Source organism: Curtobacterium sp. MWU13-2055 (assembly GCF_023242305.1).
Lineage (GTDB): Bacteria > Actinomycetota > Actinomycetes > Actinomycetales > Microbacteriaceae > Curtobacterium.
The window spans coordinates 211376-233923 of record NZ_JALLIO010000002.1; the positions used below are offsets into that span (position 1 = coordinate 211376).

26 protein-coding genes are annotated in these 22548 nt (G+C 70.0%); 17 read left to right on the top strand and 9 right to left on the bottom strand.

Features of this window, described 5'->3' with window-relative positions; translation table 11 throughout:
* Window positions 1-99 precede the first annotated feature (99 nt).
* Window positions 100-765 carry a nicotinamide riboside transporter PnuC gene (gene pnuC / locus M4960_RS05690; protein ID WP_123291957.1) on the bottom strand — a complete coding sequence of 222 codons (666 nt, stop codon included), beginning with the start codon at window positions 763-765 and terminating at the stop codon, window positions 100-102.
* Window positions 766-1121: 356 nt separating this feature from the next.
* Between pnuC and M4960_RS05695 the strand changes: the two genes are divergently transcribed.
* From M4960_RS05695 to M4960_RS05720, 6 genes are all read left to right on the top strand, one after another.
* A complete protein-coding gene (locus M4960_RS05695; RefSeq protein ID WP_248703697.1) occupies window positions 1122-1676 on the top strand; it encodes an alternate-type signal peptide domain-containing protein in 555 nt (184 codons plus the stop codon).
* 152 nt (window positions 1677-1828) lie between these two features.
* Window positions 1829-2425, top strand: coding sequence for a TasA family protein (locus tag M4960_RS05700; protein WP_123291955.1), 597 nt, complete (start codon window positions 1829-1831; stop codon window positions 2423-2425).
* On the top strand, window positions 2422-3306 hold the full coding sequence (locus tag M4960_RS05705) for a hypothetical protein (protein WP_131921544.1): 885 nt from the start codon (window positions 2422-2424) through the stop codon (window positions 3304-3306). Before M4960_RS05700 ends, M4960_RS05705 begins: the two co-directional genes overlap by 4 nt.
* Window positions 3303-3956 (top strand): signal peptidase I, encoded by a 654-nt coding sequence (locus tag M4960_RS05710; RefSeq protein WP_248703698.1) that lies wholly within the window; start codon window positions 3303-3305, stop codon window positions 3954-3956. The genes M4960_RS05705 and M4960_RS05710 overlap by 4 nt, the downstream gene beginning before the upstream one ends.
* A gap of 11 nt (window positions 3957-3967) precedes the next feature.
* Entirely contained in the window at window positions 3968-4495 is a 528-nt protein-coding gene (locus M4960_RS05715) for a hypothetical protein (RefSeq protein ID WP_248703699.1), read from the top strand.
* A gap of 17 nt (window positions 4496-4512) precedes the next feature.
* A complete protein-coding gene (locus M4960_RS05720; protein WP_248703700.1) occupies window positions 4513-4653 on the top strand; it encodes a hypothetical protein in 141 nt (46 codons plus the stop codon).
* On the opposite strand, the gene M4960_RS05725 is transcribed toward M4960_RS05720, so the two are convergent.
* Complete coding sequence (locus tag M4960_RS05725) at window positions 4647-5495, bottom strand: ornithine carbamoyltransferase (RefSeq protein ID WP_248703701.1); 849 nt, start codon at window positions 5493-5495, stop codon at window positions 4647-4649. The genes M4960_RS05720 and M4960_RS05725 overlap by 7 nt on opposite strands.
* A 166-nt stretch (window positions 5496-5661) precedes the next feature.
* On the opposite strand from M4960_RS05725, the gene M4960_RS05730 reads away from it, so the two are divergent.
* Window positions 5662-6168, top strand: a complete 507-nt coding sequence (locus M4960_RS05730; RefSeq protein ID WP_248703702.1) for a hypothetical protein — start codon at window positions 5662-5664, stop codon at window positions 6166-6168.
* A 6-nt stretch (window positions 6169-6174) separates the two neighbouring features.
* On the opposite strand, the gene M4960_RS05735 is transcribed toward M4960_RS05730, so the two are convergent.
* On the bottom strand, window positions 6175-6852 hold the full coding sequence (locus M4960_RS05735; protein ID WP_248703703.1) for a DUF402 domain-containing protein: 678 nt from the start codon (window positions 6850-6852) through the stop codon (window positions 6175-6177).
* Window positions 6853-6928: 76 nt separating this feature from the next.
* On the opposite strand from M4960_RS05735, the gene M4960_RS05740 reads away from it, so the two are divergent.
* Genes M4960_RS05740 through M4960_RS05755 form a run of 4 tightly spaced genes read left to right on the top strand, consistent with a single transcriptional unit; the run spans window position 6929 to window position 9603 of the window.
* The gene (locus M4960_RS05740; protein ID WP_248703704.1) at window positions 6929-7465 is read left to right on the top strand and encodes an ATP-binding cassette domain-containing protein; all 537 of its coding nucleotides are present in this window, start codon (window positions 6929-6931) and stop codon (window positions 7463-7465) included.
* 27 nt (window positions 7466-7492) lie between these two features.
* Window positions 7493-7939 carry a hypothetical protein gene (locus M4960_RS05745; protein WP_248703705.1) on the top strand — a complete coding sequence of 149 codons (447 nt, stop codon included), beginning with the start codon at window positions 7493-7495 and terminating at the stop codon, window positions 7937-7939.
* Window positions 7929-8762, top strand: coding sequence for an ABC-2 family transporter protein (locus tag M4960_RS05750; protein WP_248703706.1), 834 nt, complete (start codon window positions 7929-7931; stop codon window positions 8760-8762). Before M4960_RS05745 ends, M4960_RS05750 begins: the two co-directional genes overlap by 11 nt.
* Window positions 8755-9603, top strand: coding sequence for an ABC transporter permease (locus tag M4960_RS05755; RefSeq protein WP_248703707.1), 849 nt, complete (start codon window positions 8755-8757; stop codon window positions 9601-9603). Before M4960_RS05750 ends, M4960_RS05755 begins: the two co-directional genes overlap by 8 nt.
* A 56-nt stretch (window positions 9604-9659) precedes the next feature.
* Here the strand turns inward: M4960_RS05755 and M4960_RS05760 are convergent, their stop codons facing one another.
* A complete protein-coding gene (locus M4960_RS05760; RefSeq protein ID WP_131845817.1) occupies window positions 9660-9839 on the bottom strand; it encodes a hypothetical protein in 180 nt (59 codons plus the stop codon).
* Window positions 9840-9949: 110 nt separating this feature from the next.
* A complete protein-coding gene (locus M4960_RS05765; RefSeq protein WP_123291945.1) occupies window positions 9950-12082 on the bottom strand; it encodes an acyltransferase family protein in 2133 nt (710 codons plus the stop codon).
* Between the two features lie 135 nt (window positions 12083-12217).
* Here M4960_RS05765 and M4960_RS05770 point away from each other — a divergent pair, with 135 nt between their 5' ends.
* The 6 genes from M4960_RS05770 (at window position 12218) to M4960_RS05795 (ending at window position 17230) form a co-directional block, all read left to right on the top strand.
* Window positions 12218-12580: a hypothetical protein gene (locus M4960_RS05770; RefSeq protein ID WP_123291944.1), complete on the top strand. Its 363-nt coding sequence runs from the start codon at window positions 12218-12220 to the stop codon at window positions 12578-12580.
* A 38-nt stretch (window positions 12581-12618) separates the two neighbouring features.
* Window positions 12619-14094 (top strand): cryptochrome/photolyase family protein, encoded by a 1476-nt coding sequence (locus M4960_RS05775; protein ID WP_248703708.1) that lies wholly within the window; start codon window positions 12619-12621, stop codon window positions 14092-14094.
* 29 nt (window positions 14095-14123) lie between these two features.
* Window positions 14124-15443, top strand: coding sequence for a GNAT family N-acetyltransferase (locus M4960_RS05780; RefSeq protein ID WP_248703709.1), 1320 nt, complete (start codon window positions 14124-14126; stop codon window positions 15441-15443).
* The gene (locus tag M4960_RS05785; protein WP_131845820.1) at window positions 15443-15769 is read left to right on the top strand and encodes a MazG nucleotide pyrophosphohydrolase domain-containing protein; all 327 of its coding nucleotides are present in this window, start codon (window positions 15443-15445) and stop codon (window positions 15767-15769) included. Before M4960_RS05780 ends, M4960_RS05785 begins: the two co-directional genes overlap by 1 nt.
* 107 nt (window positions 15770-15876) lie before the next feature.
* Window positions 15877-16242, top strand: coding sequence for a DUF2087 domain-containing protein (locus M4960_RS05790; protein WP_131845821.1), 366 nt, complete (start codon window positions 15877-15879; stop codon window positions 16240-16242).
* A gap of 10 nt (window positions 16243-16252) precedes the next feature.
* Window positions 16253-17230 (top strand): squalene cyclase, encoded by a 978-nt coding sequence (locus M4960_RS05795; protein ID WP_248703710.1) that lies wholly within the window; start codon window positions 16253-16255, stop codon window positions 17228-17230.
* A 1-nt stretch (window position 17231) separates the two neighbouring features.
* Here the strand turns inward: M4960_RS05795 and M4960_RS05800 are convergent, their stop codons facing one another.
* The 4 genes from M4960_RS05800 to M4960_RS05815 are packed head-to-tail and all read right to left on the bottom strand — an operon-like array spanning window position 17232 to window position 22508.
* A complete protein-coding gene (locus tag M4960_RS05800) occupies window positions 17232-18230 on the bottom strand; it encodes an ABC transporter permease (protein ID WP_132099965.1) in 999 nt (332 codons plus the stop codon).
* On the bottom strand, window positions 18227-19162 hold the full coding sequence (locus M4960_RS05805; protein ID WP_123291939.1) for an ABC transporter permease: 936 nt from the start codon (window positions 19160-19162) through the stop codon (window positions 18227-18229). Before M4960_RS05805 ends, M4960_RS05800 begins: the two co-directional genes overlap by 4 nt.
* The gene (locus M4960_RS05810) at window positions 19159-20847 is read right to left on the bottom strand and encodes an ABC transporter ATP-binding protein (protein WP_248703711.1); all 1689 of its coding nucleotides are present in this window, start codon (window positions 20845-20847) and stop codon (window positions 19159-19161) included. Before M4960_RS05810 ends, M4960_RS05805 begins: the two co-directional genes overlap by 4 nt.
* Window positions 20844-22508: an ABC transporter substrate-binding protein gene (locus M4960_RS05815; protein ID WP_248703712.1), complete on the bottom strand. Its 1665-nt coding sequence runs from the start codon at window positions 22506-22508 to the stop codon at window positions 20844-20846. The genes M4960_RS05810 and M4960_RS05815 overlap by 4 nt, the downstream gene beginning before the upstream one ends.
* Window positions 22509-22548: the final 40 nt, after the last annotated feature.

Below are 22548 nucleotides of genomic sequence, written 5' to 3' on the forward strand. Positions count from 1 at the left end.
ATTGTCTCGTCCCAGACCGGGGGCCGTCACATCCACGCCGGGTCGGCGTGGACCGGCTCGGCGTGGGCGGGCCGTTCAGCCGGGTCGTCAGCCGACTCGTCAGCCGACGGTGACGGGGGCTGCCGGGGGCTTCACCCGCTGCTTCGCCCAGACGAAGAACCCGGTCAGCGTGAAGACGCCGTAGAAGACGTACATGAGACCCGACGCGTAGTACCCGGCCGAGAACAGGAGCGGGACACCGACCAGGTCGACCGCGACCCAGATGAGCCAGAACTCGACCCAGCCCTTCGCCATGCCGTAGGTGGCGAGCAGCGAACCGACGAAGATCCACGCGTCACTCCACACCGGCTCGTACGACCCGAGGGCGCGGAACACCGGCGTGAGCAGGGCGGTCCCACCGACCATGCCGACGACCAGCAGGACGCGGGTCCGCCACGATGCCCAGTGCGGTTCGATCACGGTGGACGTGTCGTCGGGGCGGTGGGTCCAGCGGTACCAGCCGTAGATGCTCACGATGATGAACATCACCTGGCGGCCGGCCTGGCCGAGCAGGTTGACGGGGTTCGGGGTGTCGAACAGTGCGCCCATGAAGACGGTGAACAGGAGCGCGTTGCCGACCAGCCCGACGGGCCAGGCCCAGACCTTGCGGCGCATCCCGCCGAGCGCACTGAGCAGCCCGAAGACGTTGCCGATCACCTCGCGCCAGAGCACCGTCTGGTCGCCGATGACGATCTGCGCGTCGAACAGCCAGCGCACGATGCCCATGGGCCCTCCTCGTTTCCGGTCGGTGCAACGGTCGGGGGATGTCCGGCATTCCGGTGGTGATCGGGGTACAAACATGTCCTCCACAGGGTGGACAAAAATCACCCCCGTTTTGGGTCCATGCGAAAGCATGTTCCTACTTGTCCGCACTTTGGGGGACGAGTACCGTCGTCATCAGAGCGAGTCCAGCCCGCCCGAGCAGCAGATCTGCGCTCCGGAGCCCGGCGACCGCTCTCGGCAAAGGTCAGCCGCGACCCCTCACCCGCGAGGTCGATGACACCGTCCCACCGGCACGACGACCCGAATCACGAGCCGGTGGAATCCAGTGCGCCCCGAACGCACAGAACGGACCCGCCACCATGCACAAGATCGTCACCGGCGCCATCGCCGGCGCAGCCGGCATCGCCCTCCTCCTCGGTGGAGCAGGCACCTTCGCCCTCTGGAACGCCAGTGCCTCCAGCGCCGCGTCCTCGGTGAGCTCCGGCACGCTGACCCTCAGCGCGAACAACGACGGCGCCTGGACGGACATCACGAACGGCCGCTCGACCGCGATCAACCCCACCACCGCCCTGATGGTGCCGGGCAACACGTTCCAGTTCACGCAGACGCTGAACATCGGTGCGACCGGCCAGGACCTCAAGGCGAACCTGACCTACGCCAGCCAGTCGATCACCGGTGACTCCGCACTCCTCGCCGCGACGCAGAAGACCCTCGCCGTGACGTCCTCGAGCGCCACCGTCGTGCAGTCCACGTCGAACGCGAACACCTTCGTCGTCTCGCCGTCGGCGTCGACCTCGACCGTCAAGGTCGTCTTCACGATCACGATGCCGTCCTCGGCGACGACCGGGCAGAACGGGTCGATCAACGTCGGCGCCCTGGCCTTCACGCTCACCCAGACCGCGATCGGTTCCTGATCCACCGATCGCACTGACGCGGGCCACGACCGGCCCCTGATCCGCCGGTCGTGGCCCGTGCTGGGCCCTTGTGGCCCGTGCTGGGCCCTTGTGGCCCGTCTGGGCCCTTGTGGCCCGCACCAGCAGAGGCTCACGAGCACCAGGGGACGCACATGACCGGGACACCGAGGACGACGGGCCGCCACCGCGCGGCACGACGCCACCGGTGGATCCTGCCCGTCGCGCTCGCCCTGGTCGTCGCCGTCGCTACGGCGCTCCTCGGCGTCGGCGGGACCTACGCCCTCTGGAACGGCACCGCCAGCACCGCGGCCACCACCGTGAAGTCCGCGACCGCGACGATCACCGTCGGCACCCTGTCGACGATGAACACCACCGTCCTCGGACCGGGTACCGGAGTCACCGGCACCTTCGCCGTGAAGAACACCGGTTCGATCCCACTGTCGATGCGCGTCGCCACGACGTCCACGAACGTCGCCTACGCGACGAACGCGTCGTCGGCGGCCGTCCTCGGCGAGCTGACGCTCCGTCTGACCAACGTGTCATCGGCTGCGGCCTGCACCGCCGGGCTGTCCGGCGCGAGCGGCCGTCTCGCCGCCTTCGACACCGGTAGCGGTTCGTTCACGCTCCAGCCCGGTGCGAGCACCGTCGGCTGTGTCGAGCTGGTCCTCGACGCCGACGCGCCGCAGAGCGTGTCCGGCGCCGTCACCGACTTCACCCTCACCGTCACCGGAACGCAGGTCTCCGCATGAACCGCCGTCTCCGGCTCGTCGTCGCCGTGCTGCTCACCGCCGTGTTCGTCGGCGGTGGGTCGAGCGCCGCCTGGGCACTGTGGAGTGCGTCCGGCACCACGGCCTCGAGCGTCACGATCGGCAAGGTCTCCGCGTCGATCGCCGGCACGAGCGCGCTGACCACCACCTTCTCGTCCACGGTGACGTCGGTCACGAAGCCGATCACGCTCACCAACTCGGGCTCCATCGCCGGCACCGCGACGACCACCGTGTCCGTCGTCTCCGGCAGCTCGACGGCGCTCGCGCAGGCGGTCACCGTCGTCGCGTGGCCCGTCGCCACGACCGCGGCGTGCACGACGAACACCGCGGTCGGCAGCGGCTCGGTCACCGGCACCTGGGCGTCACTGCCGAGCATGACGTCCAAGCTCGCCGCCGGCGCCTCGGCCATCTGGTGCACCCGCAGCACGCCCAAGTCCTCGGCGCCGGCATCCGCCACGGCCAACGTGAACGTGAACCTCACCGTGGCGAGCGGCAGTTGGACGTCGGGCGTCGTGCAGGGAGGCTTCTACTTGAACACCTCCGCAGCGGAAGCAGCGCTGACCTGCAACGACCACAGCGGCAACTACGTCGACGTCACCTGGGACGCCGCAGGCCGCCCCAAGGAGACCTGGTACGCCGCCTACGTCGGGACCACGCCGGTCGGACAGAAGGCCCAGGACTACTCGGCGTTCATCACCATCGCCCCGAGCGACATCCCGGCGAGCGCGGGTACCTCCGGCACGCTCACCGTCACCGTCAAGGTCCTCGACAGCGCCGGCAACCCGACCTCGACCGTCGCCGGGAGCGGCCCGGTCACGCTCTTCACGCAGAACAACGGCGCGGCGATCCGGTGCGGCGCGTGACCCGCGCGGCGGCTCGTCCCGAACGTGCGGAGCGCTCCGGTGGGCGTGCGGTCGTGCACGCCGTCGTCCTCGGTCTCAGCACCGGGCTGCTCCTGCTCGTCGCGGCCCTCGCCGTCGTGCTCATCGTCGTCCCCAAGGCCACCGGGTCGATGCCGCTGACGGTCCTGACCCAGTCGATGGAGCCGACGCTGCCCCCGGGCACCCTGCTCGTCGTCCGCCCGACCGCCGTCGACGACATCGAGGTGGGCGACGTCGTCACCTACCAGATCGTCTCCGGCCAGCCGGCCGTCATCAGCCACCGCGTGACCTCGGTGTCCTCGTCGTCGAACGGCGAACGCACCTTCGTGCTCAAGGGCGACAACAACGCGAAGGCGGACCCGCACCCCGTCACCGCCGCGCAGATCCGGGGCGTCGTCTGGTACAGCATCCCCGAGATCGGAGTCGTCAACCAGCTCGTCAACGGGTCGCGGAGCTGGCTCATCCCGACCGTCGCCGGGGTCCTGTTGGCGTACGGCGGCGTGATGATCACCATCGGCACGGTCACGGCCGCTCGCCGTCGACGTGGGGCGTCCGGGCGCGGGCGACGTGCGACGGCCGGTCACGGGCGCCGCAGGGCATCGCACCGGGGCTCGGGGCAGGCCTCGGTCTAGGCTCGGTGGACGTGACCGACGGAGTGCAGCGAGCGAGGGAACTGCTCGACGACGCCGCACGACGGCTCCGTGCCGCCGGGGTGCCGGACGAGGCGCTCGGCGAGTACGCGCAGCCGAAGGCGGTGCTCGGCATCCGGCGCGAAGCGACCATGCGGCTCCTCGGTCGCGTGTGGCGGGTCGGTGCACTGCTGATCGGGTCGTCGCTCGAATCGGGCGGCCGGGTCTGGGCCACCGGGGCGATCACCCGGGTCACCGACCCGGGCCGGGCACAGTTCCAGTCGGTCTCGGCCGAGGTCCGTCGGGCCTACCGTGCTGCTGCGGCGAAGGGGCACTTCGCGGCCGGCGACACCGTCAACCACGGCGCAACGGCGATCGCGTTGGACGGGACGCTCGTCGGCTCGACCGGGGTGCTCTTCGTCGAGGACGACGTGCCGCTCGTCCGCTGGTCACCGGCTGCCGGCTCCGCCGTCCCGCTCGCCGACTACCTGGCCGACCGCGTCGGGTTGCTCGTCGAACCGCCCCGGGGTGCGACCGACTGACCCGCTATCGTGACGGCATGGACGGACAGCAGCCGCGCGAACGACGCAACCCCTGGTGGGCGGTGCTGCTCGTCTTCATGTTCGGGGGCATGCTGTCGCTGGTCGCCGGTCGGATGCTGCCCTGGCAGGACCAGGACCGCCAGGACCCCGACTACTGACGACTGGCGGAGCCGCCCGACGGTCCGAGACCGAGGCAGAACGCCATCACTGCTTGCTGCACCGGGAGCAGTGCGGCCTTGAACCCGTGCCCGACGAACGCGGGGTGTTCCACGGCATCGGCGCTGACCTCACGGCCACGCACGAACGGCGGACACGGGTCGAAGCGGGCTCCCGTGGGCGCGAGGTCGAGGAGCGCCGCGGTGATCCGGTACGACTCGAGGGCGTCGGCGTGCGCTCCGGGGCCGTCCGTCAGGATCACGTCCGCTGACCGCACGGCAGTCTCGAGGTCGTCGGTCCATGCAGCGCCCGGCGTTGCGAGGCCGGCCGGGCAGCATTGGACCAGGTCGAGTCGCAGGACTCGAGCAGCTTCCTGCCATGCCCTGGCGATGTTGCCGTCCGCCCCGACGAAGAGGAAGCGGAGCGACGAGATCTCCCCACGCTGCCGCAGTGCGTAGAGGTCGGAGAGGACCTCGCACGGGTGGTTCTCGTCGGTCATGGCGTTCACGACAGGCAACGCATGCGCGGCAGCCAGTCCCTCGATGACGGCGAGGTCACGGTGACGCACCACGATGATGTCGACCCAGTTGTCGAGGTACCGGGCGACGTCTGCCAGCGCCTCTGGCTTGTCGAGCGTCGTGTCCGGGAACACGATCGGATCGAGCCCCATCAGCGAAGCACCCTGCTCGAACGTCACCCTGGTTCGCAGACTGGTCGGCGGGAAGAACATGGCTGCCGACCCCGCCGTCACCGGTCCCCGGCGGTGCTGGTACGCGTCGGCAAGCTCGAAGACCGCATGGACGTCGGACGGAGACCAGTCATCGAGCTTGGCGAGAGAACGCATCCCACCACCGTAGGGACTGTCAGAGCGCCTTCCTGGACCGGGACGGCGTCAGCCTCAGACGAACTCGTCGTGAAGGTACGGCTCCGATGCGTCGCACCCCGTCACGAGCACGACGCCAGAACGGGAGGGTGCGGGAGCGGCCGGCGTGCACGACACTGTGATCGACATGATTGCTTCGTCTGTGCACGACCACCTTCGCCGCGGCCGATGGAGCAGCATCATCGGGCTGACGCTCGTGGTCGTGGTGTCGCTCACCGCCTGCTCCGGGCATGCGACGCCGGTTGACGACGTCGAGGTCGCTTCCGCCTGGATGGAGAACGTCCAGGATCGGTGGGCGGACCAGCCCGGCGAACTCGGCGCTGGTGCCGGGACCAACGACGCGTCGAGTCGGCTGTCCCTGGGCGTCGCAGACGGCGGCGAGCGCGCACACGTCCGCGTGTCCCTCGCCTGCCAGGGACACGGAACCGTCCGCATGGCCGTCTGGGGCGGTCGCATCGCCGACGGCGCTGACACCGGCAGGGAGCTCGCGGCGCGCTCGGTCCAGTGCGGCCACGACGAAGACCTCTACGTCGTGACGTCGGCCGACTCGATCACCATCGGGCCGACGGCAGGTGACTCGACCGTCAGCTGGTACGCCGCCGCCTACGCCGACCTCGCAGCGCAGACGCACTGAGCGGAGCTAGCGGACGGCATCCCACCCTGCGGGCATCTGCGGAGCGGACCAGTTCGGGTCCGGCACCCACCGCGACCAGTCGGTCTCGAACGGGAACGAGCCCGCGTGCACGGCCGCGGTGGCATCCTCGCCGGTGCGTTCGATCATCGCGCGGTCCACTTCCGTGACCAGGCCCTCGTCCCTGTAGAACGCGAGTTCGTCTTCGTCCTTGTACCGAATCGACCAGCGGCCCGCATCGTCTCGGGTCGCGATGACGTCGAGGGTCCAGTCCTGGCTTTCGAAGCCGACGGAGGTACGCACCCAGGGCAGCTCGAGGTTGATGTACCAGTCCGGCAGCCACTGCGTCCCATCGTGCCAGCGCCACACCGACCACGCTGCGCCCTTCGGGTGCACGCGGACCACGGTCGCTCCGAACCAGCTGTCCTCGACGTAGGAGCCGTCCCAGTCCGAGGGGAGGACGAGGCGCGCGTTCGGTCCGCTGCCGGTACCGGCCCGGCGACGGACCGCGGAACCGAGCGGACTCGCGACCACCGCGACGTCGTCGTCATCGACGAGGACTCGACCCGCGACGGCGAAGGCGACGGCTCGACCGTGCGAACCGAGCGCGTGCAGACTGCGGAGGACCACGGATTCACCGGCGCGGAACGGTTCGCTCCGCACGTCGTTCGCAACATCGTCGTGCATCCGGCGATGCTCTCACAGCGGCGTCGGGCGATGTCGGTTCCTCGCCACTGGGGGCTTTCTTCGATACGTTGGACGAATGTCGCTCATCGTCGCCGACAGTCTGGTCAAGGAGTTTTCACGCCCCGTCCGGGTGCAGGGTGCGTTCTCGGGTGTGCGGAACCTGTTCACCACGAAGACGATCACGAACCGGGCCGTTGACGGCGTCTCGCTGTCGATCGAGCCGGGCGAGATCGTGGGCTACCTCGGCCCGAACGGCGCCGGGAAGTCGACGACGATCAAGATGCTGACAGGTGTGCTCGTCCCCACGAGTGGCGAGGTCCGAGTGAACGGTGTCGTGCCGTGGAAGGACCGTTCGGCGAACGCACGCACCATCGGTGCGGTGTTCGGGCAACGCACGCAGTTGTGGTTCGACCTGCCGCTCCGAGACTCGTTCGACGTCCTCGCGAAGCTCTACGGCGTCGCCCCGTCGGCGTACGGACGCACGCTCGACGAGTTCGTGGACCTGCTCGACCTCGGGTCCTTCATCGACCGGCCGGTCCGGACGCTCTCCCTCGGACAGCGGATGCGTGGGGACCTCGTCGCGGCGATGCTGCACGAGCCGCCGGTGCTGTAGCTCGACGAGCCGACCGTCGGGCTCGACGTGGTCGCCAAGGCACGCATCCGCGAATTCGTCCGGGAGCGCAACCGCACCGCTGGCACGACGGTCATGCTGACCACCCACGACATCGGTGACGTGGAGCAGTTGTGCCGTCGTGTGGTGATCATCGACGACGGTCGGATCCTGTTCGACGGCGACATCGACGCGCTCCGCCGGGCGTACCTGCCACACCGAACCCTGCGCGTCGAACTGTCCGGGCCGGAGCCGCGCGATTGGTGGGTCGAGGGCGTCGAGCGAGCAGGGACGCACGAGCACGGTGATGCGCACCTCCTCGACCTCCGGTACGACCCGACCGAGGTGTCCACCTCGACCGCGATCGCCCGGACCACGGCCGCGCTGCCGATCGCGGACCTCACGGTCCACGAGCCGGAACTCGAGGACGTGATCACCGAGATCTACACGGCACGCTCGGTGCGCCGTGTCGGCTGACGTCCTGGAGGCCCGCGACCGGCCCGCCGGCCCGCTCGCGGTCCGCCTCGCGTTGGTCGGGCAAGGGCTGCGCTCCGTCCTTGTCTTCCGCGCCGATGTCCTCGTCGGCACGGTGAGCACGGTGATGCGGGTCGTCCTCGTGATGCTCGTGTGGAACGCGGTCTACGGCGACCGCACCTCGGTGAGCGGCGTCGACCGTGCCGACGCCGTCGGGTACGCGGTCCTCGGCGCCCTGTTCGCCGTCGTGTTCCAGCCGTGGCAGTTCTCGTCGCTGAACCGACGGGTGCGCGACGGCAATGTGGTGTTCGACATCATGCGGCCGGTCGGGCTGATCACGCAGACCGTCGCCGCGCAGCTCGGCAGCTCCCTCGCCAACGCGCCGAAGGCGATCGTCGGGCTCGCCCTGGCGCTGCTGCTCGGAGCGGTTCCCGCTCCGAGCACCTGGTGGCAGACCCTCGTGTTCGTGCTCAGCGCCGTCCTCGGTCTGGTCATCGCGATCCAGTGCAACCTCATCGTCGGGCTGACCGCGTTCTGGACCACCGACGTCGGCGGCGCCTACATGATCTACAGCATGGCGGCGGCGTTCTGCTCAGGCTCGCTCATCCCGCTGTGGTTCATGCCGGACGGCCTCGCCGCGGTGCTCCGTGTGCTGCCGTTCAGTGCGCAGATCTTCACCCCGCTCTCGATCTGGTTCGACCGGACGCCTGGCTGGAACGTCCTCGGTGAGCTCGCCCTGCAGGCCGGTTGGATCGTCGCGCTCGCGTTCGCCGCCCACCTGGTGTGGTTGCGCGCCCTGCGGAGGACGGTGATCAACGGTGGCTGACATCGGACGCACGGTCGCCCCGGGGACCGCCACCGAGCCTCCCGGCTGGTTCCGCCAGTGGCGGATCCTGCTCGCCGCGGCGTTCCGGCAGTCCCTCATCTACAAGGGCAACCTGATCCTGATGATGGCGGGCAGTGCGGCCCTGCAAGGGACGCAGCTGCTGTTCATCGGCGTCCTGCTCGACCGGTTCGGCGTCATCGCCGGCTGGTCGACGGCGCAGATCGCTTTCCTGTACGGGCTGCGGCTCACTGCACACGGCGTCGGGACGGTGTTCTTCGGACAGCACCTGGCGACCGACATGGTGATCCGCGAGGGCGAGTACGACCGCTTCCTGCTCCGCCCCGTACCACCGCTGATCCAGCTGCTGACCAGGTGGTTCAACCTGGGCACCCTCGGCGACCTGGTGCACGGGCTTGGGATCCTCGTGGCCGCCATCACGCTCGCGCCGATCGACTGGACGCCCTGGCTGGTCGCACTCACCGTGGCGGCCGCGATCGGCGGCGGTCTGCTCGAGGCCGGGCTGCAGATCGGTCTCGCAGGGCTGTCGTTCCGGCTGGGATCCACCCGTGACCTCAAGGTCAGCGTCGACAACACGCTCACCGACTTCGGGGCCTACCCGCTTCCCGTGTTCGGTCCCGCGGGCGCCTTCGCGCTGACGTTCGCGCTGCCGCTGGCGTTCATCGCGTACCTGCCTGCGACCGTCGTGCTCGGCAAGACCGACGAGCTGCTGGTCCCGACGTGGCTCGCTGACATCGCACCCATGGCCGGGCCGCTGATGCTCGCATTCGGATGGTGGTTCTTCATGCGGCAGTCCCGGCACTACACGAGCCCCGGGGCCTGACGCCCCTTGTAGCCGGGGACGTCCTCCTTCGCTTCGCTCGCTCGCCTGCGAGAGCCTCAGAAGTACATGCGCCCCCGCGCGATGTCGGACTCAGCCTGCCGAAGGGCTTCAGCGACTTCGGGGTCGCTCCCCTCGTACCGCGCCGCCCGAGAGCCGAAGTTGGTGTACCGGTGCATGACGAACCACAGCACGAGGAGCACAGCCAGGACCACGCCGGTTCCGATCCACCACCACATGCGGGCAGCGTAGGTGCGACCGATCGCGGGTGCAACCATTGCGAAGCGCCGTTGACGCTCAGGGGCAAGCCGTCGGCAAGAACGGGGGCTTCCTCCGCCGGCGGTTCCGATCAAGATCGCATCGCCGTCAACGCGGCGTCGATCTCGTCGCCGAGGTACGGCGCGAGTGTCGTCGCGAACGTGTTCGTCAGGTGTGTCTGGTCGCGGTAGACGAGTACGCCGCCGATCACGGCGGGGCAGACCGTGTCGGTGCAGTACGAGTCCGTGAGGTCGACGAGACGGGCAGCGCCGTGCACGCGGTCGACGGCCTCCGCGGATCCGTCGAACCGTGCGAGGGCGTCGGCACGCGAAGAGTCGCAGGCTGGGGTGGTCGGTCCCGACATCTGACCGACGCACGCAACGACATCGGGGCGTGCTGCAGGGTTGTCGCGGAGCGCGATGATCGGGATACCGGCTTCGGCGGCGGCGCTCCATCCTGTGACGAGTCCGTCGACGACCGTCTGCTCGTCCGTGCTCCCCTCCGGCACCACGACCGGGCCGTTACCGCTCGAGTGCGTCACGATCACGCCGTCCAGGTCGGGGTGTGACCGGAGGTGGTCCATGGCGTTCTGCTTCCAGCCGGTGCACGCGTTGACCTGGCGTCTGGACCCCGCCTGCTGCTCGGCAGTCGTCAGGTAGCAGCTCTGGTGACCGGCGACGTCGATGCGCCAGTTGCGCTGCTCCGCGATCCGCGCGTAGGCGTCCACCAGCACGTTGTTGTGCGAGTCACCGATCGCGATGAGGTGCTTCGAGTACCCGGTGGTCGGACCGAGGGAACACACTCGGAACGTGCTCGAGTCGTTCGACCAGCAGGCTGATCGGTTGGCGTCGTCGGCGACCGCGTTCGCTGCGGACGGCACGCGGACGTCGGCGAGGGCTGGGTTCACGCACGGGTCGGCCGAAGCGATCTCCGCCGCGGCTCCGAAGCACGCGACGTTGCCGGAGCCGAGGCGCTCCGCCAGCAGCGCTGTCCGGACCTGCTGGACGTGGAGGGCCGTGAGCGAGGTCGCGCCCAGCGCCACCACGACCAGGGTGCTCAGCACACCGTAGACCGCAACCCGGCGGGGTCGGAGGCGCCGGACGCGCGCGGAGAACCGGAGCGGCTCCTCGACGAGCAGGGTGGTGGCCGCGCCGAGGGTCAGCGCACCGACGACGATCACGACCTTGTCCAGCGTGGTCGCTTCGTGGCGCGTGACGATCGGCAGGAGGACGATCGCGGGCCAGTGCCAGAGGTAGACGGCGTACGAGATCCGACCGGTGAAACGGACAGGGGCGACATGACCGACCAACTCGAGTCCCGAATGCGAACCGAGAAGCACGACCAGCGTCGCGGACACGACCGGCAGCACCGCCGCGATGCCCGGGAACGGCGTCGCAGCGGTGATGGCGAACAGCGAGACGACCAGCCCGCCGGCACCGACCCAGGCAACGATCGCCCGGGTCGTCCGCGTCCCACTCGACCGCGGCACGCCCAGGGGAATCGTCGCGGCGAGTCCGCCGAGTGCGAACTCCCACGCTCGCGTCGCCGTCGAGAAGTAGGCAATCCCGGACGCGGTCCCGGTCTGCACGATGCTCCACGTCAGCGAGAGCACCACGACGACGCCGAGCACGACGCGGGTCACGACGACCGGGTCGGCTTGTGCTCGGCGTGCGCGGTGCGCGAACCACAGGACCCCGAGCAGCAGCAGGGGCAGCGCGATGTAGAACTGCTCCTCGACCGACAGTGACCAGAAATGCTGGAACGGGGACGCGCCGTTGCCCTCGGCGAGGTAATCCACCGAATCGGCCGCGAGCTGCCAGTTCTGGACGTAGACGGCCGAGGCGATGAGCTCCCGGCCGTACTGCCCCCAGAGCGCGCTCGGCACCCAGAGGAGGACCGCGACCCCAGTGGCGACGAGCGTGAGGAAGGCGCCGGGGAGCAGTCGTTTCGCACGACGAGCCCAGAACCCGGCGAGAGCGATCCGGCCGGTCGCGGAGACCTCGCGGAGCAGGTGCCCGGTGATCAGGAAGCCCGAGATCACGAAGAAGACATCGACACCGATGAAACCGCCGGGAAGCCTCGTCGGCCACAGGTGGTACAGCAGCACGGCGAGGACCGCGAACGCGCGGAGCCCCTGCACGTCCCACCGCGTGCTGTCCGCCGCAATGCCACGGCCTGTACGGCGCCCTCGCCGAGTCCGCGACGCCACGGTGATCCCAGCCATCACGAGGAGTCTACGAGCTCACACCCGCACATCGGGCTCCGCTTGTGGCAGATGCCGCAGAGCGGAACTGTCGCGCGACCGGGCTCGTCCCCATCGCCGACGGCACTGAGCCCCGACAGAACCTAATCTTGTCGGATGCTCTCCCGACGCGACGCCGCCGTTCGACTCGACATCACCCTCGAGATGGCGACCCACCACGGAATCCCCTCGCGTCTCAGCGAAGCCGAACTCGACGCGATCGAACAGGATCCGCCCGCGTGGCTCGTGCAGTCCCGAGCGAACCGCACGGGTGCCAAGAAGGTCTGGGTCCGCCTCGAGTGCGTCGTCTGCGCGTTCGCCGAAGAAGCGCGGCCGAAGAAGTGGTGGCCCGAGTGGGACTACCTGATGTGTGACTACCACGAGCCGTACCAGGCGCCGGAACCGACTGCGGGGCTCACCCGACGTGAGGTCGAGGGCATCGGCAGCCGGTTCATCGCCCTCGTCGACGAACGCCCCTGACTGACAGCTCCACCCCACTCGCTGGGTACGGTCCACCCATGCCCACCGAACGTCGTCGCCTGGTCCTCCCCGGCCAGTACGGCCCCCTGTTCGACGACGGCGGTCCCGCGCTCGTCGTCGAGGCACGCGATTTCTTCACCGCTCGCCCCGTCCACCGGGCGAAGGCCCACCTCTGGTTGAGTGCCCTGCGCCACCGCGTCCACGAACTCGGTGACCGTGCCGAGCACGTCCAGGTCGACACCCTCCGCGAGGCGTTGACCGGCCGCGACGACCTCGAGGCGATCGATCCACCGTCCCGTACCCTCCGCGCGCAGATCCGGCACTGGGGCCGAGGCACCGAGATCCTTCCGAGCCGCGGGTTCGTGACCGACGAGGACGAGTTCGCGGAGTGGGCGGCGCAGGGCACGGGTCGGTTCCGCATGGAGGACCACTACGAGCGTGTCCGGCGCCGTGAGGGCTGGCTGCTGCGCGACGGCAAGCCGATCGGTGGGAAGTTCAGCCTCGACGACCAGAACCGCCAGCCGCCGCCGAAGGGCGCCACGACCCTCGGGCTGCCCGAGCCCTGGTGGCCGGACGAGGACGACATCGACGACCAGGTGCGGCACGACCTGGACCGATGGGAGCGGGACGGCACCGCCCGGTTCGTCGGCCGGGACGACCCCCGTCGGTTCGCGGTGACGGCGGACGAGGCCCAGCGTGCGCTCGACGACTTCGTCGCGGTGCGCCTCGGCGACTTCGGGCCGTTCGAGGACGCCACGTTGACGAACGACTGGACGATGGCGCACTCGCTCCTCAGCGTGCCGATGAACCTCGGGGTGCTCGATCCACGTCAGGCGATCGACGCCGCCCTCGAAGCGCACCGCAGCGAGGCCGCACCGCTCGCCAGCGTCGAGGGCTTCGTCCGCCAGGTCGCTGGCTGGCGCGACTACGTCTGGCACCTCTACTGGTGGTTCGGCGACGACTACGGCGCATCGGAGAACGCCCTCGGCGCGCACGGACGACTCCCCGCCTGGTGGCGGGAACTCGACGCGTCGGAGATCGACGCCGTCTGCGTGCGGACCGCGATCGAGGGCCTGCACGACCACGGCTGGCTGCACCACATCCAGCGCCTCATGGTGCTCGGCAACTGGGCACTGCAGCGCGGCTACGACCCGGTGCACCTGACCGAGTGGTTCACCGACGTGTTCGTCGACGGCACCGACTGGGTGATGCCGGCGAACATCATCGGCATGTCCCAGCACGCCGACGGCGGGATGGTCGCCACGAAGCCGTACACGTCGGGCGGTCGCTACATCGACCGGATGTCGGACCACTGCGGGGGCTGCCGCTTCGACCCGACGAAGCGGGTCGGCGACGACGCGTGCCCGTTCACCGCCGGGTACTGGGCGTTCCTCGCGCGCACCGAGCCGGCGCTCCGTGACAACCACAGGATGGCCCGCCCGCTGCAGCAGATGCGGTCGCTGGCGGACCTCGACGACGTCGTCGCGCAGGAGGCCCGTCGTACCTTGCCGTGACGTCACCCGGTCCCGATAGGGTCGTGAGCGTGAGCAACGAGGCATTCGACGACCGCTACGAGCTGCGCGAGTTCGCGCCCGGGACGGATGACGAGGGGGCACCGAACGCCGAGACCGGATCGTGGATGCAGGCCGTCGGCCTCGGGTTCCACGAAGCCGATCCGGACGCCGAAGGTGCAGCCCGTATGGCGTCCCACTTCATCGCCGACGAAGAGACCTTCCTGGGCGTCTACGTCCGGAAGCCCTTCCCCGGTTCCGTCGACGAGACCTGGCCCGCCGGCACCTTCACGTGGTTCCGCAAGGCGCTGAGCTGGGGCGACGGGTCGTCCGTCGACACGCAGGCCATCTCCGCGGTCACCGTCCGGCCCACCGAGCGTCGCCGCGGCATCCTGCGCCGCATGATGACGCACGCGCTCGAGCGAGGTGTCGCCGAGGGCTACGCCGTGGCGTCCCTGACCGCGTCCGAGGGCACGATCTACCGCCGCTTCGGCTTCGGCAGCGCGATCCGCGAGCGCGCGGTGCGCGTGCGTCGCGAACGCGCACTCCCCCTCCTCGCCCCGACGTCGGGCTCGGTGTCCGTCGTCACGCCGCAGTGGCTCGCCGACGGCCCCGGCAAGGCGGTCTTCGAGCGTTTCCACACCCGCACGCCCGGCTCGATGGTCCGCAACGCGGGCACCTGGCCGGTGGTCTTCGGACTGCTCGGCAACGACGGCCAGAAGGCGAAGGACGTCCGTGCGGCGGTGCACCGTGCCGACGGCACCGACGAGATCGACGGCTACGTCACCTGGCGCGTCAAGGAGGACCGGGGTTCCGACACCGCACTCGAGATCGTCGACCTGGTCTACGCGAACGACCAGGCCTACACGGCGCTGTGGGAGTTCCTGCTGTCGATCGACCTGAACGACGTCGTGAAGTACAACCGCTCGCGGCTCGACGACCCGATCGTCGCGGCCCTCGGCGACAACCGTGCGTACGACGTCGACCACGAGGAGGACCACGTCTGGCTGCGCGTCCTCGACGTGGCCGCGGTGCTCGAGTCGCGGCCGTTCGCCGTCGACGGCTCGCTGACACTCGCGGTCACCGATGCGCTCGGCCACACGACCGGCACGTACCGGCTGGACGTCCAGGAGGCCCGTGGCAGCGTCACGCGCATCGCCGACGACGCCGACGTGGCCGGTTCCGACGTCCAGCTCGACGTGGCAGAGCTCGGTGCCCTGCTCATCGGGTCGGTCTCGCCCGTCACCCTGGCGGCCGCCGGCCTGGTCCGCGCTGCGGACACCGCGTCGATCGAGCTGCTGCGCGCGATGCTCCTGCCCCCGCGGACCCCGCACGGCATCACCTACTTCTGATGGACGTCCAGGACCTGAGCGACGAGGTCGAGGCCGTCTCCGCGTTCTACGCCGAGCGGCACGGCATCGACCGCACCGACGAGTGGTTCGTCCTGAAGCTCGGCGAAGAGGTGGGTGAACTCACGCAGGCGTTCCTCGCGCGCTCGGGTCAGGCTCGGCGCAAGGGCCGCACGGACGACGAGATCGAGCAGGGTTTCCGGGACGAGATCGCGGACGTCCTCGCGCAGGTCCTGCTCATCGCGCGGCACTTCGACGTCCCGCTCGATGCCGCTGTTCGTGAGAAGTGGGCGAAGTGGCACCCCGATCGGCTGGCGGCGGAAGGTTGAGCAGGGCCACGGAGCCGCTGGCACGTGCACGGCAGGTGGTGTCGGCGGTGGCGAGCCGGACACTGCGCCCAGCGCTCGTCGAGCGCGTTCAGCTCGACGAGCGGACCATGTCCGCGGTCAGCGCGTTCGACTGGCTGGATGCGGACGGACCCGATGTGGCGCTGCTCGGCCGTACAGCGCAGGATCTGCAGCGTCTGCAGGCGCCGGCCGCGCTCCTGGAGTTCGACCGGATCCACCGGATGCCCGTGAAGGACGACGAGCGGCTCCCGCTGTCGACGCGCATCGTCGAGTTGGTGTTCGAGCGACTCGGATCGTCACGCCCGGTCACCGAGGCGGTACTGAACGCCGCCATCGCGATGTTCTGCGAGGACGTCGCGATCGTCCGACGTGACGCCGTCGACCTCGGTGTGGTCGATCGGACCGACGACGGCTCGTCCTACCGGTACGTGGCGGCGGGCTTCCGCACGGCGTAGCCTCCGCGCCATGAGCGACGACGCGGTGGTCGAGTGGCTGCTCGACTCGGACCCGGCGGTCCGGTGGCAGGTCGAGCGTGACCTGACCGGTGCGCCGCCGTCGGTGTGGCAGCAGACCCGGGCACGGGTCGCGACCGAGGGCCTCGGGGCGGCGATGCTCGCACACCAGGACCCCGACGGGCAGTGGGCCGGCGGCGCGTACTTCCCGGCGGACTTCGACTTCGACGGTCCCGAGGCGGACGAACCCGGGCAGCCCTACACGGCGACGACCTGGTCGCTGAACGCCCTGCGCGACTGGGGACTCGACTCCGCGGTCCTCGGGGACACGGCCGCACGGCTGGCGACGAACAGCCGCTGGGAGTACGAGGACCTCCCCTACTGGAGCGGCGAGGTCGACTGCTGCATCAACGCCTTCACCCTGGCGAACGGCGCCTGGCTCGGTGCCGACGTCGGGCAGCTGGCGGACTGGTTCCTCGACCACCAGCTCGACGACGGCGGCTGGAACTGCGAGTGGATCGAGGGGTCGACGGTGTCGTCGTTCCACTCGACCCTCAACGTGATCGAGGGGCTCCTGCAGCACGAGCAGCTGACCGGCGGCACCCACCCCCGCGCGGCGGAACTCCGAGCGGCTCGACTCCGCGGCACCGAGTACCTGCTCGAACGACGGCTGCTGTTCCGGAAGCACGACGGCGAGCTCGTCGGGCCGTGGGCGACCCGGTTCGCGTACCCGCTGCGCTGGATCTACTCGGCGCTCCGGGTCACCGACCACCTGCGGGTTGCTGCGCTGCAGGACGGTACCGCGCCGGACGCCCGGGCGGCCGAGGCGATCGAGGTCGTCCGTGCCGCCAGGAACGACGACGGGACGTGGACCCAGGGAACGCGGCCGCCGGGTCGGCAGTGGTTCGAGGTCGACGTCCCCGAGGGCGAGCCGTCGAAGTGGCTCACGCTCCACGGCACCCGCGTGCTGCGCTGGTGGGACGCCACCTGAGCTACGCCCGGCGCCGCACCCGCGGGTCGACGAACGCGTAGACCACGTCGACGATCACGTTCGCCGTGACGATCAACAGCGCCGAGAACAACGTGAAGCCCACGACGACCTGCAGGTCGAGGGTGTGCACGGCGTCGATGAGCAGCGCGCCGAGGCCCTGCATCGAGAACACCTTCTCGGTGATGACCGCACCGCCGAGCAGCGACCCGAGGTCGAGCCCGAACAGCGTCACCACCGGCAGGATCGCGGTGCGCAGTCCGTGCCGCACGACGACCTGGCGCTCGCGCAGGCCCTTGGCCCGAGCGGTCCGCACGAAGTCCTGCGACATCGACTCGAGCATCTCGCCACGGGTCAGGCGCGCGTAGATCGCGGCGCTGATGAACGCGAGCACGCACCACGGCAGGATCAGGTGGGTGAACCAGCCGACCGGGTCGTCGGTGAACGCGACGTACCCGCTCGTCGGCAGGATCCCGAGCACGAACCCGAACAGCAGGATGCCGAGCAACCCGATCAGGTACGCCGGCGACGAGACCCCGGCGACCGCGACGGTCATCACGGCCCGGTCGACGAACGTGCCGCGACGGAGCGCCGAGACCGCTCCGCCGAACACCCCGGCGACGAGCCACAGCACGGCGGCGCCGACGGCGATCGACGCGGTGACGGGCAGGCGGGACAGGATCAGGTCGGTGACGCTCTCGTGCAGCTGGAACGAGTACCCGAAGCACGGTGCGGCGCAGGTGATCACGGACGTGCCGCTCCCGAACGTGCGGCCGGTGAAGATCCCCGCCAGGTAGGCGCCGAACTGCGCCAGCCACGGCTTGTCGGTGCCCAGGAACGCCTGCACCTCGCGCAGCCGGTCCGGCGTGCAGGGCTTGTCGCAGATCGCCCGCGCGGGGTTCGTCGGCAGCAGCATGAACAGGGCGTAGGTGATCGCGGCGACGACGAGCAGCACGACGGCTGCACCGAGGACGCGGATCGCGATGAAGCGGAAGGTGCTCATCGGCGTGCTCCTCTCGGGTCGAGGGCGTCACGCAGCGCGTCGCCGAGCACGTTGAACGCGAGGGTGATGAGGAACAGTGCCACTCCGGGGAACACGAGGTACATCGGGTCGGTCTGCACCCAACCGACGGCGTCGCCGATGCTGCGGCCCCACGAGGGCGTCGGCGGGGTCACGCCGACCGCCAGGAACGACAGCGCGGCTTCGGCGCCGATCATCGACGGGATCGAGATCGTCGCGTAGACGGTGATCGTCGCCGCCAGGTTCGGCAGCAGCTGGGTGCGGATGACGTGCCACCGGCCAGCGCCCATCGCCGTGGAGGCGACGACGTAGTTCCGACTGACGAGCGACAGTGTCTGGCCGCGGACCACGCGGGCGACGGACGGCCAGCCGAAGAACCCGATGACGAGCACGACCAGGACGGGCTTCGGGAACGACGTCGGCACGATCGCGGTCAGGGCGATCATGAAGACGAGCGACGGGAAGCCGAAGATCACGTCGACCACGCGGGAGAGCACGCGGTCGTACCAGCCGCCGAAGAAGCCGGTGGTGACGCCGACGAGCACCCCGATGACGATCGACAGGAAGGTCGCGGCGAGCCCGATGCCGAGCGACGTCCGGGCACCGTACGTCACGATCGCGAACAGGTCGCGACCCGTCAGCGGCTCGACGCCGAACCAGTGCTCGGCGCTGATCCCCCCGCCGAAGCCCTTCGGTGCACCGAACGAGTTGAGCGCGTCGATGTCGTACCCGTACGGGTCCTGCCCGGTGACGGCACTGATGAGCGGCGCCGCGACGGCGACCACGAGGAACACCACGATGACGACGGCCGAGGTCACGGCCCAGCGGTCCTGCCGGATGCGGCGCACCACGGCGCGGAAGCCGGTGGTGCGTCCGGACGAGGCCACGGGGCGCTCGACGACGTTGGCGGTCACGAGGACACTCCTTCCCAGGCGCGCCAGGCCTCGCGGCGGGCCGCCTGTCGCACGGGATCGGCGACGGGCGCCGCTGCGAGCAGCATGCGCGTGTAGTCCTGCTGCGGGTCGTCGAGCACGGCGTCCGTGGTCCCCCGCTCGACCACGCGACCGTCGTGCAGGACGACGACCTCGTCAGCGAGCTGCCGGACGACGGCGAGGTCGTGGCTGATGAGGAGCATGCCGAACCCGAACTCGTCCTGCAGCTGTGCGAGCAGGTCGAGCACGGCTGCCTGCACGGTGACGTCGAGCGCCGAGGTGGGCTCGTCGGCGATGACGAGCGCCGGACGGAGCGCCAGCGCCCGCGCGACGGCAACGCGCTGGCGCTGCCCGCCGGAGAGCTGGTGCGGGAACCGCTCGGCCCACGACGGGTCGAGCTGCACGGCGGTCAGCAGTTCACGGACACGTTCTGCGCGGTCGGCCGCCGAGGCGGTCCCGTGCACGAGCAGCGGCTCGGCGATGCTCCAGCCGATGGTCTGCCGCGGGTTGAGCGACGACGCCGGGTCCTGGAAGACGATGCCGACGCGGCTGCGGAGCTCGCGGAGCCGTCGGCCCCTGGCGGTCCGCAGGTCGCTGCCGTCGACCTCGACCGAGCCCTCGACGACGGGCACCAGGCCCGCCAGGGCGCGACCGATGGTCGACTTGCCGGACCCGGACTCCCCGACCAGGCCGACGGTCTCGCCGGCGCGCAGGTCCAGGTCGATGCCCGACACGGTCGGTCCGCCGCGGCGCGAGTACCGCACGGCGACGTCGCGCAGCTGCGCGACCAGCGGACGGGAGGCGCGACTCGCCTCCGCCACGTCGGCCCGGGCAGTGGACGGGTCCCCTTCGACATCCGCAGCAGCGTCGGCGGCGCCGCCACGGGCCTCCAGGCTGGGGACGGCCGCGAGGAGCTCGCGCGTGTAGTCGGCGGACGGGTGCGCGAAGACCTCCGCAACCGTCCCGTGCTCGACGGGGTCGCCGCGGCGCATCACCAGGAGCTCGTCCGCGACGTCCGCCACCACACCCATGTCGTGCGTGATGAGCAGGACGGCCAAGGAGCGCTCGCGACCGAGTCGGCGGAGCAGGTCGAGGATCCCGGCCTGCACCGTGACGTCCAGGGCGGTCGTCGGCTCGTCGGCGATCAGCGCGACCGGGTCCCCGGCCAGGGCCATCGCGATCATTGCGCGCTGCAACTGCCCGCCGGACAGTTCGTGCGGGTAGGCCTTGCGGATGCGCTCGGGGTCGGTGAGGCCTGCGGCACGCAGGAGCTCGTCGACGCGCGCGGAGACCGCTGCACGATCCAGGTCCGTCGGGTGCGCCCGGATCGCCTCGGCGACCTGCGTGCCGATGGACAGCACCGGCGTGAACGAGTTCATCGGTTCCTGGAACACGACGCCGATGCCGGCGCCGCGAACGGCACGGAGCGTGTCGTCGGAAGCGCCGACGAGCTCCTCGCCACGGAACCGGACGCTGCCGGAGACCCGCGCCTCGGGCGGCAGCAGGCCGAGCACGCTCATGGCGCTGACGGACTTGCCGGAGCCGGACTCCCCCACGAGGGCGAGCACACGGCCGGGGGTCAGGGTGAAGGAGACGTCACGGACGACGGGCTCCGCGTCGCCGAACGCGACGTGGAGCCCCTCGACCTCGAGCAGCGGCGAACTCACTTCGCGAGCGAGACCTTGAGGTAGTTCGGGTACGCCGGGAAGTCCGCGATCTGGAAGTTCTGCACGTTCGAACCGGCCAGGAACGACTGCTTCGCGTAGGTCAGCGGGACGATCGGCGCGTCGGCCATGATCTTCTTGTCCGCTTCGACCCACAGCTTCTGCGCGTCCTGCTGGTCGACGGTGGCGCTGGCCTTCTCGATCAGGGCGTCCACGTCGGGGTTGCTGTACTTCGAGACGTTGTAGCCGCCGCCACCGATCTGCGACGAGTCGTAGAGCGGCTGGATGTTGGCGTTCGCGCTCGGGAAGTCCGGCTGCCAGCTGAACAGCGCCAGGTCGAAGTCGGTGCCGTCGGTCGTCGCCGTGTAGAACGAGTCCGCGTCCAGCGGCTTCAGCGTGACGGTGATGCCGGCGCGCTTGAGGCCGGACTGCAGCGCCTGCGCCTGGGCGAGGTAGGTCGGGTCGTTCTGGGTCGCCAGGGTCAGCTTGAGGTCGGACACGCCCGCGTCCTTGAGGAGCTGCTTCGCCTTCGCGACGTCACCGTTCGCGCCGGGCTTGTACAGGTCGTAGTCCTCGCGGCCCGCGATGCCCGGGGTGATGAGGGTCGTGGCGTACGAACCGGCGAGCGCGCCGCCCGCAGCGATCCGGTACGACTTCTTGTCGACGGCGTACTGCAGGGCCTGACGGACCTTGAGGTCCTTGAGCGATCCCTTCTGGGTGTTGATCGCCATGTAGTTGATCGGGCCGGCCTTCGACGTGGCGAGGCGGTCCTGGGCGGCGGGGTTGCTCCGCACCTGGTTCAGCTCGGCTGCGCCCAGGTAGCTCGCACCGAAGGAGTCCTTCGCGTCACCGTTGTCGGCGATCAGCGTCTGCGTGACGGTCGACGGATCCTGGCTCTCCTTGAACACGACCTTCGACGGGCCGGCGGTGCGGACGTCGTCGGTCTTCGCGCTCCACTCCTTGTTCCGGACGAGGGTGATCTGCGAGCCCTGGGTGTTCGACTGCACCTGGTACGGCCCGGACGCGACCGGCTTGCTGTCGTACGCACCCGTGTCCGTGCCGTCGCCGTCGGGAACCGGAGCGAACGCCGGCATCGACACGAGCCACGGCCAGTCGCCGTACGCGGCGTTGAGCTTGAAGACGATGGTCGAGTCGTCAGGCGTCTCGATGCTGTCGAGGGTCTTGCCGTCGAACGGGCCCTTGTAGTCCTCGCCACCCACCAGGAGCGACTTGTGGTAGCTCAGGCCACCGGTCAGGGTCGGCGCGAACGAGCGCTCGATGCCCCACTTGATGTCCTTCGTGGTGATCGGCGTGCCGTCCTGGAACTTCAGCCCGTCCTTCAGGTGGTACGTCCAGGTCTTGCCGCCGTCGCTCGAGTCGCCGATGTTCGTCGCCAGGTCCGGCACCACCTTGGCGGCCTTGCCGGGCTCGACGTCCCACGCCGTCAGCCGGCGGAGCACCAGACCCAAGGTGGTGATGTTCAGGTTCTGGCTCGTCGCCGGGTCGAGGTGCACCGCGGTGGCCGTCGTCAGGATGTTGAGCGTGCCGCCCTTGGCCGTGCCGTCACCGTCGTCGGACGAGCTCCCACCCGAGCAGCCGGTCAGGACCAGGGCTGCTGCTGCGGCGACGGCCGCGGTGATCGTCAGGCGGTTCGGGCGTCTCATGACGGTGGTGCTCCTCGTGGGAAGGGTGGTGGCGACCGTG

Excerpts from the sequence above, each read along its gene's own strand:
- pnuC (WP_123291957.1), bottom strand. The coding sequence starts at position 765 with ATGGGCATCGTGCGCTGGCTGTTCGACGCGCAGATCGTCATCGGCGAC.
- M4960_RS05695 (WP_248703697.1), top strand. The coding sequence starts at position 1,122 with ATGCACAAGATCGTCACCGGCGCCATCGCCGGCGCAGCCGGCATCGCC.
- M4960_RS05700 (WP_123291955.1), top strand. The coding sequence starts at position 1,829 with ATGACCGGGACACCGAGGACGACGGGCCGCCACCGCGCGGCACGACGC.
- M4960_RS05705 (WP_131921544.1), top strand. The coding sequence starts at position 2,422 with ATGAACCGCCGTCTCCGGCTCGTCGTCGCCGTGCTGCTCACCGCCGTG.
- M4960_RS05720 (WP_248703700.1), top strand. The coding sequence starts at position 4,513 with ATGGACGGACAGCAGCCGCGCGAACGACGCAACCCCTGGTGGGCGGTG.
- M4960_RS05725 (WP_248703701.1), bottom strand. The coding sequence starts at position 5,495 with ATGCGTTCTCTCGCCAAGCTCGATGACTGGTCTCCGTCCGACGTCCAT.
- M4960_RS05730 (WP_248703702.1), top strand. The coding sequence starts at position 5,662 with ATGATTGCTTCGTCTGTGCACGACCACCTTCGCCGCGGCCGATGGAGC.
- M4960_RS05735 (WP_248703703.1), bottom strand. The coding sequence starts at position 6,852 with ATGCACGACGATGTTGCGAACGACGTGCGGAGCGAACCGTTCCGCGCC.
- M4960_RS05740 (WP_248703704.1), top strand. The coding sequence starts at position 6,929 with ATGTCGCTCATCGTCGCCGACAGTCTGGTCAAGGAGTTTTCACGCCCC.
- M4960_RS05760 (WP_131845817.1), bottom strand. The coding sequence starts at position 9,839 with ATGTGGTGGTGGATCGGAACCGGCGTGGTCCTGGCTGTGCTCCTCGTG.
- M4960_RS05765 (WP_123291945.1), bottom strand. The coding sequence starts at position 12,082 with ATGGCTGGGATCACCGTGGCGTCGCGGACTCGGCGAGGGCGCCGTACA.
- M4960_RS05770 (WP_123291944.1), top strand. The coding sequence starts at position 12,218 with ATGCTCTCCCGACGCGACGCCGCCGTTCGACTCGACATCACCCTCGAG.
- M4960_RS05775 (WP_248703708.1), top strand. The coding sequence starts at position 12,619 with ATGCCCACCGAACGTCGTCGCCTGGTCCTCCCCGGCCAGTACGGCCCC.
- M4960_RS05785 (WP_131845820.1), top strand. The coding sequence starts at position 15,443 with ATGGACGTCCAGGACCTGAGCGACGAGGTCGAGGCCGTCTCCGCGTTC.
- M4960_RS05790 (WP_131845821.1), top strand. The coding sequence starts at position 15,877 with ATGTCCGCGGTCAGCGCGTTCGACTGGCTGGATGCGGACGGACCCGAT.
- M4960_RS05795 (WP_248703710.1), top strand. The coding sequence starts at position 16,253 with ATGAGCGACGACGCGGTGGTCGAGTGGCTGCTCGACTCGGACCCGGCG.
- M4960_RS05800 (WP_132099965.1), bottom strand. The coding sequence starts at position 18,230 with ATGAGCACCTTCCGCTTCATCGCGATCCGCGTCCTCGGTGCAGCCGTC.
- M4960_RS05815 (WP_248703712.1), bottom strand. The coding sequence starts at position 22,508 with ATGAGACGCCCGAACCGCCTGACGATCACCGCGGCCGTCGCCGCAGCA.